Annotated in this window: 16 protein-coding genes, 1 riboswitch and 1 other annotated feature (1 of these 18 cut by a window edge); of the genes, 2 read left to right on the top strand and 14 right to left on the bottom strand. The window is 46.5% G+C overall.

All coding sequences use genetic code 11. From position 1 onward, the window contains the following. Positions 1-18 (bottom strand) — a binding site (T-box leader); it reaches 205 nt to the left of the window's first position. 38 nt (positions 19-56) lie between these two features. From AYO36_RS02825 to AYO36_RS02815, 3 genes are all read right to left on the bottom strand, one after another. Beyond that, entirely contained in the window at positions 57-701 is a 645-nt protein-coding gene (locus AYO36_RS02825) for an HAD family hydrolase (protein WP_064299478.1), read from the bottom strand. Between the two features lie 93 nt (positions 702-794). After that, complete coding sequence (locus AYO36_RS02820; RefSeq protein ID WP_064299477.1) at positions 795-1,829, bottom strand: peptidoglycan bridge formation glycyltransferase FemA/FemB family protein; 1,035 nt, start codon at positions 1,827-1,829, stop codon at positions 795-797. 183 nt (positions 1,830-2,012) lie between these two features. After that, a complete protein-coding gene (locus tag AYO36_RS02815) occupies positions 2,013-3,191 on the bottom strand; it encodes an MDR family MFS transporter (protein ID WP_064299476.1) in 1,179 nt (392 codons plus the stop codon). Between the two features lie 153 nt (positions 3,192-3,344). On the opposite strand from AYO36_RS02815, the gene mnmM reads away from it, so the two are divergent. Continuing rightward, complete coding sequence (mnmM, locus tag AYO36_RS02810) at positions 3,345-3,941, top strand: tRNA 5-(aminomethyl)-2-thiouridylate-methyltransferase MnmM (RefSeq protein WP_255359378.1); 597 nt, start codon at positions 3,345-3,347, stop codon at positions 3,939-3,941. A 54-nt stretch (positions 3,942-3,995) separates the two neighbouring features. Here mnmM and AYO36_RS02805 read toward each other — a convergent pair whose 3' ends face one another. The 3 genes from AYO36_RS02805 to metK all read right to left on the bottom strand — a co-directional run bounded on the left by AYO36_RS02805 (position 3,996) and on the right by metK (position 6,613). Beyond that, on the bottom strand, positions 3,996-4,700 hold the full coding sequence (locus AYO36_RS02805; protein ID WP_035396459.1) for a serine aminopeptidase domain-containing protein: 705 nt from the start codon (positions 4,698-4,700) through the stop codon (positions 3,996-3,998). Positions 4,701-4,778: 78 nt separating this feature from the next. Further along, a complete protein-coding gene (locus AYO36_RS02800) occupies positions 4,779-5,267 on the bottom strand; it encodes a GNAT family N-acetyltransferase (protein WP_023469107.1) in 489 nt (162 codons plus the stop codon). Positions 5,268-5,404: 137 nt separating this feature from the next. After that, positions 5,405-6,613: a methionine adenosyltransferase gene (gene metK / locus AYO36_RS02795; protein ID WP_023469108.1), complete on the bottom strand. Its 1,209-nt coding sequence runs from the start codon at positions 6,611-6,613 to the stop codon at positions 5,405-5,407. A 128-nt stretch (positions 6,614-6,741) separates the two neighbouring features. Continuing rightward, positions 6,742-6,868: riboswitch (SAM riboswitch) on the bottom strand. A gap of 234 nt (positions 6,869-7,102) precedes the next feature. Here metK and pckA point away from each other — a divergent pair. Continuing rightward, positions 7,103-8,671 carry a phosphoenolpyruvate carboxykinase (ATP) gene (pckA, locus tag AYO36_RS02790; protein WP_195864591.1) on the top strand — a complete coding sequence of 523 codons (1,569 nt, stop codon included), beginning with the start codon at positions 7,103-7,105 and terminating at the stop codon, positions 8,669-8,671. A gap of 24 nt (positions 8,672-8,695) precedes the next feature. Here the strand turns inward: pckA and AYO36_RS02785 are convergent, their stop codons facing one another. The 8 genes from AYO36_RS02785 to AYO36_RS02750 form a co-directional block, all read right to left on the bottom strand. Continuing rightward, entirely contained in the window at positions 8,696-9,949 is a 1,254-nt protein-coding gene (locus tag AYO36_RS02785) for an EAL and HDOD domain-containing protein (protein WP_064299475.1), read from the bottom strand. Positions 9,950-10,123: 174 nt separating this feature from the next. Continuing rightward, a complete protein-coding gene (locus tag AYO36_RS02780; RefSeq protein ID WP_064299474.1) occupies positions 10,124-10,879 on the bottom strand; it encodes an alpha/beta hydrolase family protein in 756 nt (251 codons plus the stop codon). Next, a complete protein-coding gene (gene ytkD, locus AYO36_RS02775; RefSeq protein ID WP_047393467.1) occupies positions 10,851-11,324 on the bottom strand; it encodes an RNA deprotection pyrophosphohydrolase in 474 nt (157 codons plus the stop codon). Before ytkD ends, AYO36_RS02780 begins: the two co-directional genes overlap by 29 nt. A 170-nt stretch (positions 11,325-11,494) precedes the next feature. Next, positions 11,495-12,844: a glucose-6-phosphate isomerase gene (locus tag AYO36_RS02770; RefSeq protein ID WP_050678632.1), complete on the bottom strand. Its 1,350-nt coding sequence runs from the start codon at positions 12,842-12,844 to the stop codon at positions 11,495-11,497. Positions 12,845-12,957: 113 nt separating this feature from the next. Then, complete coding sequence (locus tag AYO36_RS02765; RefSeq protein WP_064299473.1) at positions 12,958-14,124, bottom strand: iron-containing alcohol dehydrogenase; 1,167 nt, start codon at positions 14,122-14,124, stop codon at positions 12,958-12,960. A gap of 137 nt (positions 14,125-14,261) precedes the next feature. Then, positions 14,262-14,654, bottom strand: a complete 393-nt coding sequence (yugI, locus tag AYO36_RS02760) for a S1 domain-containing post-transcriptional regulator GSP13 (protein ID WP_012371159.1) — start codon at positions 14,652-14,654, stop codon at positions 14,262-14,264. Positions 14,655-15,071: 417 nt separating this feature from the next. Further along, a complete protein-coding gene (locus AYO36_RS02755) occupies positions 15,072-16,115 on the bottom strand; it encodes a ribonucleotide-diphosphate reductase subunit beta (protein WP_064299472.1) in 1,044 nt (347 codons plus the stop codon). Further along, positions 16,084-16,572, bottom strand: coding sequence for a flavodoxin domain-containing protein (locus tag AYO36_RS02750; protein ID WP_023469116.1), 489 nt, complete (start codon positions 16,570-16,572; stop codon positions 16,084-16,086). Before AYO36_RS02750 ends, AYO36_RS02755 begins: the two co-directional genes overlap by 32 nt. Positions 16,573-16,579 lie beyond the last annotated feature (7 nt).

Here is a 16,579-nt window from a genome sequence, read left to right as displayed (position 1 = left end):
TCAGTTCCATGCATTTGACTATCTTTTCCTAGTGTAATCTGTTTCTTCCTCAAGCGTCAACGCTTCCGTAAAATTTCCTCGATTTCTGCATGCGATCGTGCGACATGATCCGCTTGTTCTAGACGTTGCATCGGCATCCGATCATCGAGAAGCGCAATCACTTCCATGCCTGCTGCTTTTGCGCCGATCATCCCGTTCGCAGCGTCTTCAATGACGAGACAATCTTCAGGTGCGTGCCCGATTCGTGATGCCGCAAGTCGAAAAATCGCAGGATCCGGCTTCGAACGCATGACTTCTTCCCCACTGACGTAATGCGTGATTGGAAGCTCATAATGACGGATGACGCGTTCGATTTTTTGAAGCGAACTCGAGGAGGCGATCCCGATATCGTAACCAAGAGACGCCGCTTGTTCGATGACTTGTTTGACTCCCTCTTTTAAGCCACATTCCTCCGGTTTTGCATGAATTTGAAACAAACGATGTTCTTCCTCAAGTAACGCACTCGCTGTTTCTGGGAGCTCGTGTTGAGTGACAAGTTCTTCCCACATCTCATCTCCTGTTTTCCCCATGAACGTCGCATACTGAACCGGATCGAGTGGAATCGATAACGTTTTGAACATCTGCTGATGGACCTCAAAGTAGCGGATTTCACTATCTAAGATGACCCCATCCATATCAAAAATAAGACCTCGTTTTTTCAAGACACATCCCCCTCTATTGATCTATCATGATTTCAGCATATCAAAAAACGACTACACGATGTAGTCGTTTCGCCTTCTTCATTTAGTTACTGTTTAACTTGTCGCCATTTGGACACTGGTTTGTCGGTAAGCTGGAAAATAATCCGAATCAGCATCTGACCCGTATCGTACACATAACTGATCGTATATGGCTGGTTGAAGAATGGATTTTCCTTGATGATACTCAAATAAACGATACCCGGTGTAACGGCATTTACTCTCAAAGAGACTATCCCGTTCTTGATATCCACCCCCGAGATGTTGTTCGATGAGACCGCGTGCTTTCGTCTGAAGAATCGCTTCATACTCGAGTCGCTGATTCGGGAACATCTTCGCTTCGTCCCGCTTACAACCAATCAAATGACCGTGGGCATATTCTTTTCCGAGCAATACGAAGTATCCACCAACAGGTTCTCCGTCGATTTCCGCAATCAGTAACAATGGCTCACAGAGTGGATTTGCTTCAAATAATTGTTCAAAATAACTGTCCGTAAAATAGTAATGAGCCGAAGCATTCTTCCGGTCCATCGTTTCATGATACAACGCCACAAAAATAGGTAGGTCGTCTCGCGTTCCTGTTCTAACGGTTAAAGGAGAGGCAAGCGATTTGCGAATCATACTTCTCGTCTTCTTATGAAATGTCTGCATGATGTCCTCTAGTGAAGGGCGTAAATCGATACTCGTCGTATGACGGATGAAGGAGACTTTTGTCCAATCCCGCATGAAACGTTCATTACCTGTCAATGGATTAAAGCGAATCATTTCCGAGACGATCGCTTCTCGTTTTGCCCACCTTTCAAACAATAAGCGTGCATGCTGCATTTCAGTCGTAGTCAGTTGACCGATGATTTCCGGTCCACCATAGCCATACGGCGTGATGAGATCTGAATAAGGCGTATCAAAAATCCGGCGTTTCAGAAATGGATAGAACAGTGTTCCTACATCACCTTCATAACGGAATAGCACCGCTTGCTCAGCCGGTCTAGCATTGAGCGTGACGTATTGGTGACTGTAGAAGATATCAAGAGGCTGTTGCTGTACATGCGTCGTCCAAGTTGTGGCATCTGTGATGAATTGACACCTTTCCATTCGTGCACCTCCAGTCAAAAAGAAGCAACGTTCATATGACCTTTCTTTTTCAAGTTCTTGATTAGAAAGTACCCGTTTCTTTGCCGAAATATTCCATATTATTAAATGTTTATTTTATGATTTTGGAACGAATGACGTAACAAAAGACAGCGGATCTAATGTCCGCTGTCTCACAAATGATGCTCATGAGGTGATTTTAGGAATAGCACGAAGGAAGACGACGCCTGCTAACAGGATCAATCCAATCAATGTCAAGAAGACCGCTGACATACCGGATACATCGTAGATCAACCCTCCAACAGTCGGACTGATCATCCGCCCCGCTGAAGCAGCAATATTGACGTACCCTTGGAATTCTCCTTCTTTTCCGATCGGCGCGAGTCTCGCCGCCATAGCAGGAACTGCTGGCCAGATGAACATCTCACCAATCGTCAGGATGATCATCGCGACGAGGAACATCTTGAAGCCGCCTGCGAACGGAACGATCAGATAAGACAAGAGGAAGATTCCTGTACCGGTCATCAATTGTCGCTTTAAGTCATCTCCAAACCAACGAAGAATTGGTGTTAGTAAAGGTTGTGCGAACACGATGAGTGCTCCGTTGATCGTCCAAAGAATCGAGTACTCGGAAATCGTGACACCGAGCGATTTCGTGTGTACGGCAAAGGTTCCTTGCCATTGCACATAAACGAACCAAAGTAAGGCATAACCAATCGAAACGAGCAACATCGTCCGTGCCGCACCGCGTGCAAGGGGTGTGCGTGTCGTTTCGATTTCGTCATGCGCCGCATGCATCCGCGCCGGTGCCTGAATCCAGGACAAACCGACGAACAAAATGATGGCAAAGGCGATGTAGAGGACGAGATTGGCGATGAAGATGTACTGAATCGAAAAGGCAGCGATTTGACCACTGACTGCTGTCCCGAGCGCTACACCGACGTTTTGTGCGACATAGATCGCATTAAAGGCACGGCGCCCGCCTTCCGGCCAGATGACACCCGTCATCGCGTAGATCGTCGGAAAAACCATCCCACCGACGAATCCAATCAATCCAAGCATCGCGACGTATCCGAGGTACGTCTGATGAAACAGCAACAAGCCGACGGAAGACAGGACAAGTCCGATGACACTGATGACAAGCGTCTTCTTGCCACCGAGACGGTCAAACGCTTTTCCACCTAAGTAGTTTCCGACGATTGCTAAGGCCGAGTTGACGAACAACGCCATCCCTGCTTTTGTCATCGACTCTCCTAAATATTCATGAATATATAATGTATTAAACGGCCATAAAAAAGAGGATCCCGTCGTATTGATGGCCATCGCAAGGACGAGGATCCAGACCGCTTTTGGTAATTTTGGCATACCTGTGGTCCTCCTATTTCATTCTCAACCTTGCCACTTTACGCAATCCGTCCCCTAGCTGTCAAGCCACTTCGCTTTTCGTCAACGAATCAAAAAATGATATAATGCAGAAAGAATCTTGCACATACTGAACCATTACTAGAAAAACAGACCATAGGAACAGGAGTCTATGCCATGTCACTTGCCCGTGTACTACCTTATACGAAACAATTACTCGAGTCCGTTATCGAGCCCGGAGACTGCGTCGTCGACATGACTGCCGGAAATGGACATGATACGCAGTTTTTAGCAGAACGCGTCGGTCCAGAAGGTCGAGTCCTTGCGTTCGACGTCCAGGCACAAGCCATCGAGGAATCGACTCGACGTATCGACGAAGCTGGAATGTTAGCACGCGTCGACCTTTATCATGAAAGCCACATCCATGTCGGTGCCCGTCTTTCGGACGAACAACGTCCTGTTCGTGCCGGTGTCTTCAATCTCGGTTACCTGCCTGGAAGCGACAAATCGATCACGACGACAGGTGAAGAGACGCTCGAAGCACTCGATGCCCTCCTCCCGGTCCTCGCTCCCGGCGGTCTTGTCGTCCTCGTCGTCTATCACGGTCACCTGGAAGGAAAACGGGAACGCGACGCTGTCCTCGATTACGTGACAGCCCTTGATCAGCAAAATTTTGCCGTTCTCCAGTATCGCTTCTTGAATCAACAAAATCATCCACCTTTCATCATCGCAATCGAGAAAAAAGTACGCTGATGATTGGACACAAAAAAAGTGATGCCCTTTTTTAGAGGCATCACTTTTGTTATTTCATTCCTCAACAAGCTTAAAGAACAACATTAATTTTTCTGCAAACCGTGTGTTCAACCGTTCAAAACTAAAATGCGGAAAGCCGTGTAGACGTTGTAAGTAAATCTGATCGCCACCCATTTTCCGGCATACTTCAAGCGTCAACTTGACGTCTGCGAACTGATCGTCTGGTGCATAAAAACAAGCCAAGTTCACACGCGGCAGTTTTTTTCGTTCCTCGTCATGTACGACGATCTCTTCTTCGATTTCCCGGTACTGTGCATAGGTCAGTTCACCGATGCGAACGGTATCTTCCGTACTTTGACCAAACGGCAACGTACCGAGTGGCGCATCAGGTCGGAAACGATCAAATGCACTCGCGAAGACTTGTTTGACGCCTCCGAGTTGTTTCGAAGGGTGCCAATCAAACAACGGTGAAATGAACGCAAGGCTTGCGACCGGTAATTCATATTCTTGCAACAGGCGATTGACGACGAGTGCGCCCATGCTACAGGCGACAATATGAATCGGTAGCTTGCGTTTCCCGGCTTCACGTAATGCTTCTTTTAACAGTTGACCATGCTCTTCAAACGAGATGCGACGTGGTGCGTCGACAAGTAATACTTCATACTCTCGTTCGAGTACCCGAATCAAGGCTTCACTCGGACGGGCACGCAGTTGTAACGGATAGACTAATACGATGATTCCTGTTGGTTGTTCAACCACAAACTCACCTCTTCACTTCATACTTCCTTTTTACGATACCTTATTTCAAACGCACACGAAACCGTCCCAAGACGGATTTCATGAGGCGACATGGCGAAGACGAATGACAGATTCTACTTGCCCAAAGACTTCTTCCGTCATCTCACTGAGTTCTTCAAAACCGAATGAGGTTAAGAACTGACGTGCTTTATAGTTACGTGCCTCCACGTATACTTCGAGTGGGACGGCTCCTTGTCGTTCGAGTTCACGGATCAGCCGTCGTCCGATTCCGTTTTGCTGATATTTCGGCAAGACGTACAGACGAATGATCTCCCACGTTCCCTCAACATCAACAGCATGAATGAAACCGACGATTTCCTCATCGATGATTCCGACATAAAAATACTCTCCCCGTGCTTCTTCCGCCGTCCGGATCGCACGAACGACTTCTTCTTGCGGATACGCCTCCTGCACGAAATGCGCTTTCGAACGTTCGGAATAGATTTCTGCATACGTATCCAACCAAGATGTGACGGCAATGTCATGAATACGTCCTGCATCAGCTGGAATAGCTTCGCGTATTTCCATAATCGGAACCCCCCTTTGTATTCATACGAATCGACTCATGTACTTTTACCCTCTTCTAGAAAAAACATTCGTTTCCTGCAAAGTTCCACGGAAACAAAAAAGTCCGAAAACCCGCGTAGGGTTTTCGAACTTTTTGATTATGCGAAACGTTTTGCTTGTTCTTCAAGAACTGCTGCTTTATCTGTTTGCTCCCATGGAAGCTCAACATCTGTACGACCGAAGTGACCGTATGCAGCTGTTTGACGATAGATCGGACGACGGAGATCAAGCATGTTGATGATTCCAGCCGGACGAAGATCGAAGTTTTCAGCAACCAATTCGACGAGTTGCGCTTCAGGAAGTTTTCCTGTACCGAATGTGTCAACCGCGATTGATACTGGGTGCGCGACACCGATTGCGTACGCGAGTTGAACTTCTGCTTTGTCTGCAAGACCTGCAGCAACGAGGTTCTTCGCGACGTAACGTGCTGCGTATGCAGCTGAACGGTCGACTTTTGTTGGATCTTTACCTGAGAATGCTCCACCGCCGTGGCGTGCGTATCCACCATACGTATCAACGATGATCTTACGACCAGTTAATCCAGCATCTCCTTGTGGTCCGCCAATGACGAAACGACCAGTTGGGTTGATGAAGAATTTCGTTGCTGCGTCGATGTATTCAGCCGGGATAACCGGTGTGATGACGTGTTCTTTCAAGTCAGCTTGGATTTGCTCAAGCGTGACTTCTTCTGCATGTTGTGTCGAGATGACGATCGTATCGACACGAACCGGCTCGTTGTTCTCGTTGTATTCGACCGTGACTTGTGTTTTTCCGTCTGGACGAAGGTAGTCGAGTTGACCGTTTTTACGCACTTCTGCCAAACGGCGTGCGAGACGGTGTGAAAGCGAGATTGGAAGTGGCATGAGTTCTGGTGTTTCTTTCGTTGCGTAACCGAACATGAGACCTTGGTCTCCTGCACCGATTGCATCGATTTCTGCATCAGACATGCTACCTTCACGTGCTTCAAGCGCTTGGTCGACACCAAGAGCGATGTCTGCTGATTGCTCATCGATTGATGTCAATACAGCACATGTGTCCGCGTCAAAACCGTATTTCGCGCGTGTGTAGCCGATTTCACGAATCGTTTCACGAACGACTTTTGGAATGTCGACGTAAGTCGATGTCGTGATCTCACCTGCAACGAGAACGAGACCTGTTGTAACAGAAGTTTCTGCTGCAACACGTGCGTTTGGATCCGCTGCGAGGATTGCATCAAGAATTGAATCCGAAATTTGGTCACAGATTTTATCTGGATGACCTTCAGTGACTGACTCCGACGTGAATAGTCGGCGATTAAGGTTTGTCATGTATGACCCTCCCAAAAAAGAATTTGACGGTGTACTCATTTCCCCTAGTTGAGTGGGACGGTAAAATGAAAAAAACCTTTCCAAGTCCAAAAAATGGTCAGGGAAAGGTTGTGCGTTCTTCCTTTACCCTCTTATCGTTCGAAGTGTTTACTTCGCTTCAGGAGAGCACCTTTTCCCTCATTAATATGTGAATTAATGTAGGACGGTTGCCGGGTTTCTTCGGGCCTTGTTCCCTCCACCTGCTCAGAATAAGAGTATCCGTTACGAATTACATGATATAAAGTTGTACCTACTCTGTCAAGCAAGGTTTCAAATTCTAGTCGAAACTTTTTGAAAGAGATGTTAAACTGTTAATGCTGAAAGCGTTTCCAGATAAATAGAAATCAGCATCAGAAAATGATTGCTCTCTCTTTAGTATGTCATATATAATAAATGTGTCATACTAAATACAGTGAGCCAAAACCAACGTAGGGGAAAGGTGGGGTCAGGATGCCGATGACGGTCCTGAATATCGAAGAACTACTCAAGAAAGAGCATGTGTTCAAACAACTATCTGTTGCTGAACTTGTCGAACATGCGATTCGAAACGAAGAAGGTGTCCTTGCTGAGAACGGCGCATTATCTGTAGAAACGGGGAAATTTACAGGTCGTTCACCAAAAGATAAGTTCATCGTCCGTGATTCTTCCTGCGAGTCTCACATTGATTGGGGGCATGTCAACCAACCAATGGATGGAGACAAATTTGAACAATTGTTGCAAAAGGTTCTTCGTTACATGAACGAAGCCGACCAGCTCTACTACACAGAAGCTGCTGCTGGAGCAGATACGCACTTCACCCTTCCGGTCCGTGTGCTCACACAATACGCTTGGCATAACCTGTTTGCCAAACAACTCTTTTTACGCGAGTATCCTGAAGTGGCTGCCTTCGAACCGTTCACGGTCGTCTATGCGCCACATTTCAAAGCAGATCCTGCCGTTGACGGAACGAACTCCGAAACGTTCATCGCGATGTCGTTCGAACATCGGATCGTCCTGATCGGTGGAACGGAATACGCGGGAGAAATCAAAAAATCGATCTTCTCCGTCATGAACTATCTCTTGCCACAAGAAAATGTCCTTTCGATGCACTGCTCGGCAAACGTCGGACACGAAGGCGACGTCGCTTTGTTCTTCGGTCTATCCGGTACTGGTAAGACCACCCTCTCAGCAGACGACAGCCGTCAATTGATTGGTGACGACGAACATGGTTGGTCGCACGACGGTGTCTTCAACATCGAAGGCGGATGTTATGCAAAGACCGTTAACTTATCACGCGAAAAAGAACCGCAAATCTTTGACGCGATCCGTTTCGGAACCGTCCTTGAAAACGTCGTGCTCGACGAAGCCCGTCACCCTGATTACGATGACACATCGTTGACGGAAAATACGCGTGCTGCTTATCCGATCACAGCGATTGATAATATCGCTGTTCCGTCACGTGCTGGTCATCCGAAGACGATCGTCTTCTTGACGGCTGATGCGTACGGTGTTTTGCCTCCGATCAGTAAATTGACGAAAGAACAAGCGATGTACCACTTCCTATCAGGGTACACATCAAAACTCGCTGGAACAGAGCGTGGTGTCACGGAACCGGAAGCAACGTTCTCGACATGCTTTGGTTCACCGTTCCTTCCACTAATGCCAGAAAAATATGCGACGATGCTCGGCGAATTGATTGATCGTCACGGTGTCACTGTTTATCTCGTCAACACAGGTTGGACAGGTGGTGCTTACGGAACAGGTAGCCGCATGAAGCTATCCTATACACGGACGATGGTCAACGCTGCCGTCAACGGTACACTTGCAACGATTCCAACAGAAGAACATCCGATTTTCGGACTTCACATGCCACTTGAAGTTCCAGGTGTTCCAAGCGAGTTACTCAATCCAGTACGTGTGTGGTCGAATCCAGACGAATACGACACACAAGCGCGTTCGCTTGCTGAGAAATTCCAACACAATTTCCTTCGCTTCGAAAGTGCGACGGATGCAATCAAGTCAGCTGGTCCACGCCTATAAAAAAAGAGCCCTCGGGCTCTTTTTTTATAGGATAGAATCCGTTCTTTCTTGAAGATGTGTTTCTTTTTGTTTAAGCCATTCCTGACTTTCTGCTAGTAGCGCATAGGCTCGTGGAAGTGAGACATCTAAACGTTGACTGAGCAGTTCGAACTGATCGAAATCACCGCGATCCGCACTGATCGCAAGCACTAAACAATCCCGAAACGGATGATCTTTTCCTTGCAGAACGATCTTCAGAGAATCTTCAATTGGCAGTTGGTCGATGATGTCGTCGATATTCACAGATAACAGCGCATCTATGTGTGATAACAGACCGATCATATAAGCACTCTCCGGCTTTAACGTACACGTCTCTTTCGCAAATAACTCACAAAGTTTTGCGCAGTGCAAGGAAGACCGAAGTAACTCATTTGACCATTCGTAAGGACTAGCAAGCTTCATCTCACGCAAGACGATTAACGAAATCCAGCTTTTGAGTTGTGAGAAGCCAAGTAGTGAAATGGCTTGTCGAACAGAGCTGACTGTATTGCGTAATCCCATTCCCGGAGAATTGATCAATTGTAGTACTTGAATACTGATATAAGGATTTGCTTCGATCTCATCAATGACCTCATCGTATTTTTCATCCGTATCGAGCCATTTTAGCATCTTCAGCAATACCGGCAATTGAGGAGGGACAGCTTTTCCCTTCATCAACATCGGCTTAGCATAAAAATAGCCTTGAAACCAGTCATATCCCATGTCAAGACAACGTGTATGATCTTCATGTGTCTCGACTCGTTCGGCAAGCATCTTAATATGGGGATAATTACGCCGGACGATATGCAGGATCGCGCTTTGCTCGCGAGTAGGAATCGCTTCGATGTCGATTTTAATTAAATCAATTAGCGCGAATAATTCTGTTCCATGTTGACGAAGTAAATCGGTCACAAAATCATCGAGTGCTAGTGTAAAACCTGCTTCTTTCCAACTGTGCAACACAGATAACATCTCTGTATCGATATCAACAGTTTCTAAAATTTCGATAACGAACCGTTTTGGATCTAAATAGTGAATCAGATCACTTTTCAAGAGATCCGCTGTAAAGTTGACGAAAAGTTTTTTACCTTCAGCGACATGCTCTACACCCATATGAACGAGTGTATTCGTTAAAACATCCATTGTCGCTAGATCACCGTCGAATACATTCATTTGTTTGACGGAACGATACAGTAACTCGAATGCATCAACTGCTCCGATTCGGTCAACGATGGGTTGACGTGCTAGTAAGATATCCATCGTCCTCCATCCCCCTCTACATTACTCATATGGTTCTAATTATATCAAAATTTATTTTTCAGGAAGTTTATTGTTTTTTACAACGAATCAATATTCTTTTTTTGCCATTATGTATGTAAGTTCAATTCTTCAGATGACAAAAAAACCGATACGACATTCATCGTACCGGCTAAATTATCGATTATAGATACCAGTCTCAAACCAATTCAACACATTCCGTGTCACACGCAACTTCTCATGAATCGGAAATTGATGGGCATAGGCATAAGTCTGAAGCGTCGTCTGCTCAGGATGACGTGCAGCATAAGCGGTTGCGTGTCGTAAACGAACGTTCTCGTCGTATGCACCGTGAATCAATAATACTTCACCTTGAGGTTCGACATGGAGCGGCGAGCGAACCGCGTATTCATCAGGAACCGTGTCTGGTGTACCTCCCGTGTATCGCCGCAGCATCTTTTGCATCGTCTTCTGCTCTTCATACGTCCACGTCAACTCCGTCACCCCTGCCCAGGACACCGTTCGGGCGACTGGACGGTGATGCGCAAGGAGCAATGCCATCTGTCCACCACGTGAAAATCCAAATGCGTGAACATGCGAGACACGTTGCTGCAACCAGTCAAAGGCACTGCAGGCGTCTTCGATATCGTGATGTCCAAAGTCTTCTTTTCCCGTACCGCCTAGATTCCCTCGATAGAAAGGTGCCATGACAAAAAAACCTGCCTGTGCGAACGCGAGCAGTCGAGTCGGTCGGACCATTCCGATCGAACGCGTTCCACCACGCAAGTAGAGAATCCCCTGACCGTTCGCAACTTGCGGGAGTACGATATAGGCACCGACCCGTTCTCCGTCCGCTGTGGTATAAAACATCCGAAACGTCCGAAACGGACCTTGCCGCGGAAGTTCAAACCAATCGGCGTTCGCTAAGTACACGGAGCGTCTCCGGAAGGACACGGTCCTTCATCATAAAGCTGTATTGTCGATTCGTATCGAGACGATCAGGGAGTTCCTCGAATAGAAAAGCACCATCTGTTTCATCCACGGCAAGATGAGACGACAATGATCCGATTTGCGCGAAATAGATGTTTTTGATGATCGTATCGCCTTTTCCGGCAACACGATATTGTCCGACATATGAGAGAGAATCGATTTTCCCACCCGTCTCTTCCATCACTTCACGACGTGCGGCTTCTTCTGCCGTTTCACCCGGTTCAACCTTTCCACCAGGAAATTCGTAACCACGCTGCTTATGATGGGTCAGTAACCATTTTCCTTCGTACACGGCAATGACCCACACGTGCAAAGGACGATCCGAGAACGGATGGTCATCAAAACTTAACTCTACTTGATTTTGATAATAATCCAAGAATGTAATCACGTACGTGCACCTCATTTCTTCTTCTAACTTCACTTTACCTGTTTCACGGGTATTCTAAAAGTGAAAACGCTAGGATTACCTGTAAATCTGGAAAATGATAGCCTACTATCATCCGGTAAACACAAAAACAGCCGATGTTCCACTAAGGAACAATCGACTGTCGTTTTACATTACTTCAAACGTGCTTCGAGTTCTGCTTTTTCTGCTTCGAATCCTGGTTTCCCAAGAAGAGCGAACATGTTTTTCTTGTACGCTTCGACGCCTGGCTGATCAAATGGGTTCACTCCGAGGAGGTAACCACTCATCGCACAAGCTTTTTCGAAGAAGTAGAACAGGAATCCGAGGTGATACGGTGTCATCTCTGGAAGTTCGACTGTCAAGTTCGGTACTTGTCCGTCCGTGTGCGCAAGCAACGTACCTTCTGCCGCTTTATCGTTGACGAATTGAATTGACTTACCTGCAAGGAAGTTCAATCCATCGAGATCCTGAGCATCTTCTTCAACAGTCAACGCATGACGCGCTTGACCGACTTTGATGACTGTCTCGAACAGGTCACGACGACCTTCTTGGACGTATTGTCCCATCGAGTGGAGATCCGTCGAGAAGTCGACTGCTGCTGGGAAGATTCCTTTGAAGTCTTTTCCTTCTGACTCGCCGTATAATTGTTTCCACCACTCCGATACATAATGAAGTGCTGGTTCGTAGTTGACGAGAAGCTCGATCGTCTTCCCTTTCGCATAGAGCGCATTTCGTACGACCGCGTATTGATACGCTTCGTTGTCAGCTAGGTTTTCGCTCGCATAGCGCTCTTGCGCATCACGGGCACCTTGCATCAACTCTTCAATTGAAATACCAGCTGCTGCGATTGGTAATAGACCAACCGGTGTCAAAACAGAGAAACGACCGCCGACATCGTCCGGAATGACGAATGTTTCATATCCTTCAGAGTCTGCGAGTGTTTTTAATGCACCACGCGCTTTATCCGTCGTTGCATAAATCCGGTGTTTTGCTTCTGCTTTACCGTATTTCTCTTCCATGAACGATTTCAAGAGACGGAACGAAATTGCTGGTTCTGTCGTCGTACCCGATTTCGAGATGATGTTGACCGATACATCTTTTCCTTCGAGGACTTCGAATAAATCGTGCAGATACGTCGATGAGATATTATGTCCTGCATAGATGATTTGTGGTGCTTTGCGATCTTCTTTTGATAACAAGTTATGGAATGAGTGTCCGAGCATCTCGATCGCAGCACGCGCTCCGAGATATGAACCGCCGATTCCGACGACTAACAACACATCAGAATCCGACTTGATTTTTTCTGCAGACGCTTGAATGCGTGCAAACTCCGCTTGATCGTAGTTCGTCGGAAGATCCACCCATCCTAAGAAATCACTTCCTGCGCCTGTTCCTGCATGAATCGCATGGTGAAGCGTCTTTACCGTTTCCGCCATATGATCTACTTCATGTTGACCTACGAATTGTAGGGCTTTCGAATAATCAAAACGTACTGTTGACATGCCATCGTCCTCCTTATTCATTCGCAACGAAATGCGACCTTCCTTTTCATTAAAACGCAAGAAGGAAGGTCGTTCAAGTCTTTTGTGAAATGAGTAGCAAATGTTACAGATTGTTATAGGGCAGCTGTCACGATTTGACGAACATCTTCGTTTCCGAGTGATTTGAAGTTTCCGAAGTCGCCGCGTGTCATTGCTGACTTGACGATTGCGTCAACTGTATCTTCTTTGATGTCATAATCAGCGAGACGATTCGGTGCACCGAGTGATGTCCAGAAAGCACTGATTGCGTCGATTGTAGCGTGTGCCGCTTCCATCTCTGATTTACCTTCCGTATCAACGTTAAAGACGTTCTCACCGAGTGTCACGAAACGATGTGCATTTGATTCGTCAAGCACGTGGCGCATCCAGTTCGGGAAGAGGATCGCAAGTCCACCTGCGTGCGGGATATCGTGAACAGCTGAGACAGCATGCTCGATGTTGTGTGATGCCCAGTCGCCGCGTGCGCCCATTTGAAGGACACCGTTGAGTGCCATCGTACCAGCGAAGAGAATCGTGCCACGAAGTTCAACGTTCTCGAGATCGTTGACGAGTTTTGGTGCTGCTTCGACGACTGCTTTCATGACACCTTCTGTCATCCGTTCTTGGACCGGTGCATGCGCAGGGTGGAAGTATTGCTCGAGGCAGTGGCTCATCATATCGACGATACCGTAGATTGTTTGATCTTTTGGCACACTGACCGTGTACTTCGGATCAAGGATTGAGAATGTTGGGAACGTAAGCGGGCTACCCCAACCGTACTTCTCTTGTGTCTTCCAGTTCGTGATGACGGATCCTGAGTTCATCTCAGAACCTGTTGCTGCAAGCGTCAAGACTGTTCCGAATGGGATGACTGTTTCTGGTGTTGCTTTGCCGATGACGAGATCCCATGCTTCGCCTTCATAAGGAATACCAGCAGCAATCAATTTCGTGCAGTCGATGACAGAACCGCCACCGAGTGCAAGCAATGCGTCAACGCCTGCTTCACGTGCGATTTTGATACCGCGCTCTGCTGTCTCGATACGCGGGTTCGGTTCGACACCGTCGCATTCGACGTACTCGATTCCTGCCGCGTTGAGTTCACGTGTGACATCATCATAGACGCCGTTCCGTTTAATACTGCCGCCACCGAAGACGAGCATGACTTTCTTTGCACCGAGTGCTTCGAGTTGTGGTTTCAGTTGGCTGACTTGTCCGTCACCAAAAATAAGTTTCGTTGGATTGCGATATTCAAAGTTTTCCATCTGTGTTGCCTCCTCAATAAGTAATGAACACCTTACATTATCCACACATTCCCCTTTCGCATCTAATTTAATGCTTATTCTGTGTAAAAATCGCATAAAAAAAAGAGAACCGACCGATGTCGATTCTCTCATGTGGCTTATTTTTGGAAGTTTGATTTTTCAATCCATTCTTCCAATTTACCTTTAAGAACGTTGAATCCAGGTGCTTCTTCTTGTTTGAAAGCAGGACCTGCATCGCGACGTCCAGCGTTTTTGCGTGGACCTTTCGCGCGTGCTTCACGTTTTGGAGCTTCCTGAGTTGCTTTGATCGAAAGCTTCATTTTTTTGTTAGCTTCGTCGATGTCGAGAACTTTAACAGTTACTTCATCGCCAACTTTTACGTAATCGTTGATGTCTTTTACGTAATCGTGTGAGATTTCTGAGATGTGGACGAGACCTTGTGTTTGCTCGTCAAGTGCTACGAAAGCACCGAAGTTTTGAATACCAGTTACTTTACCAGTAACGACTTGGTCTTTTTCAAAGTTTGCCATAATGTATACACTCCCTAACTAAATTCATCAACTTATAATAACACACTTTTCTTGTATCGTAAAAAATATTTTTGGAATTTGTTTATTTTTTATTTCACAAGGGAACATTTTAATAGCAAGACTTCAAGTATTCCCCCTGATTCTGCCGAACTTTCCGAGTTCGGCCCTTTTTTTGTTCTTTTACTCAATTGACCTAAAAAACAGATACCGAAAAGTGATGTGAGCGACTTTCAAAACGCTCTAATAAAAACGGACAGTGTCGGTCTGCTCGCTTTCCGCGGACAAGCCCTCATGCCGCTTCAGATGCGTCGCATCTTCCATGGTCATGACGACTTGTTTTTCCGCAGGAGTCGAGCAGAACCTCACCTGTCCTAGCGTAAAGGAAATATAGAGTAGAAGCAATCATCAATTGATTACTTACAGATCGTCGAATCCATTCGCATCCGTTACTTTCGCATACGAACGTGATTTTTGTTCGAAGAAGTCTGATTTCGTCGCGTTCATCGAATCATCTGAATACGCACGAATCCATGGCATGACGTCTTCGTCGTGCCCTTCATAAAGATCCGACAAACCGATGACGCGAAGGCGTTTGTTCGCGAGATATTTAACGTAATCACGCATCTCACTGACATCAAGTCCGTCTAAATCACGTAAGACGTACTCGCTCCACTCGATTTCAAGATCAACGGCACGTTTGAACGTGTCATAGACGAATTGTGTGAAGGAGCCATCGGCATCAATTTCCGGATGCTCCGACAAGACAGCACGTAACAATTGGCTGATGAAGTACGAATGTTGCAATTCATCACGTTGAATATAGCTGATCATCGTCGACGTTCCGACCATCTTTTGGTGACGCGCTAAGTTATAGAAGAAGGCAAAGCCTGAATAGAAGTTGATTCCTTCAAGAACGATCGAAGCAACGAGCGATTTCGCGAAGTTCTCTGGAGTCCGGCCATTTTGGAAATCTTCGTATAAATCAAGAATGAATGCATTACGCTTCATGACCATGTCATCGTCTTTCGCGATATCAAAAATCCGGTTTTGTTCAGCCAATGGAACTAAGCTGGATAAGACGTAGCTGTACGATTGATTATGAACGACTTCCTGTTGCGCAACGATTGCAAGAATCGCATGAACCGATGAATCCGATGTGAACATTGCCGATTCCAAGATATAACGTGTCTGAACCGAGTCAAGGATCGAGAGTAGCCCGATGATTCGTTTGAAGGCATCCTGTTCCCGTTCGCTCAGTTGATTCCACTGTTGCATATCCTTCGACATTGAAATCTCATCTGGAATCCAGAAGTTCGATAACAGTTGTTTGTAGATCGAATAAAACTGTGGATACGCAATATCGTTCCAGTTGACGATGGCACTCGTTTCGCCACCGATGATCGCTGTCGCGCGATTCGGATGACGTGCATCAAGCAGTTTGATTTTTTGTAGCTGTTCCATGTGCTTCGACTCCTTCTTGCTGTAATTGAAGAATGGTCCGTTTCGTCCATTCCTTGACGAGATGTGGGCGATTGCGTGGTGACTGTTCGATTTTCAACAGTTCTCCAGCAAGCGGTACCCCGAATTTCGAGAGATGATACGCCATCTCATCCACGGCGCGACAATATTTGACGAACATCTTGTCTCCTGTTCCAAAAACAGCTGCCTGCGGAATCGCATGCGAACTTTCCTTCAGAACAGTTCTAAGACAATCGCGCATATCGTCGGGTAGTTGCCCATCTCCCCACGTATACGAACCAAAATAGACGATATCATAAGGCATTAACTGATACGTCGTCACTTCGTCTGCAAACAACATCGTCGGCTCGATTCCCATCTCAGAACACGTCTTCGCGACGAGTTCTGCCACCTCCTCCGTGTTTCCACTCAATGACGCATATACGATTGCTGCCTTCATGATATCG

This window comes from Exiguobacterium sp. KKBO11 (assembly GCF_001644945.1).
Lineage (GTDB): Bacteria > Bacillota > Bacilli > Exiguobacteriales > Exiguobacteriaceae > Exiguobacterium_A > Exiguobacterium_A abrahamii.
Note: the sequence above shows the minus strand (reverse complement) of the source record. Positions and strands in the feature narration are given on the sequence as shown.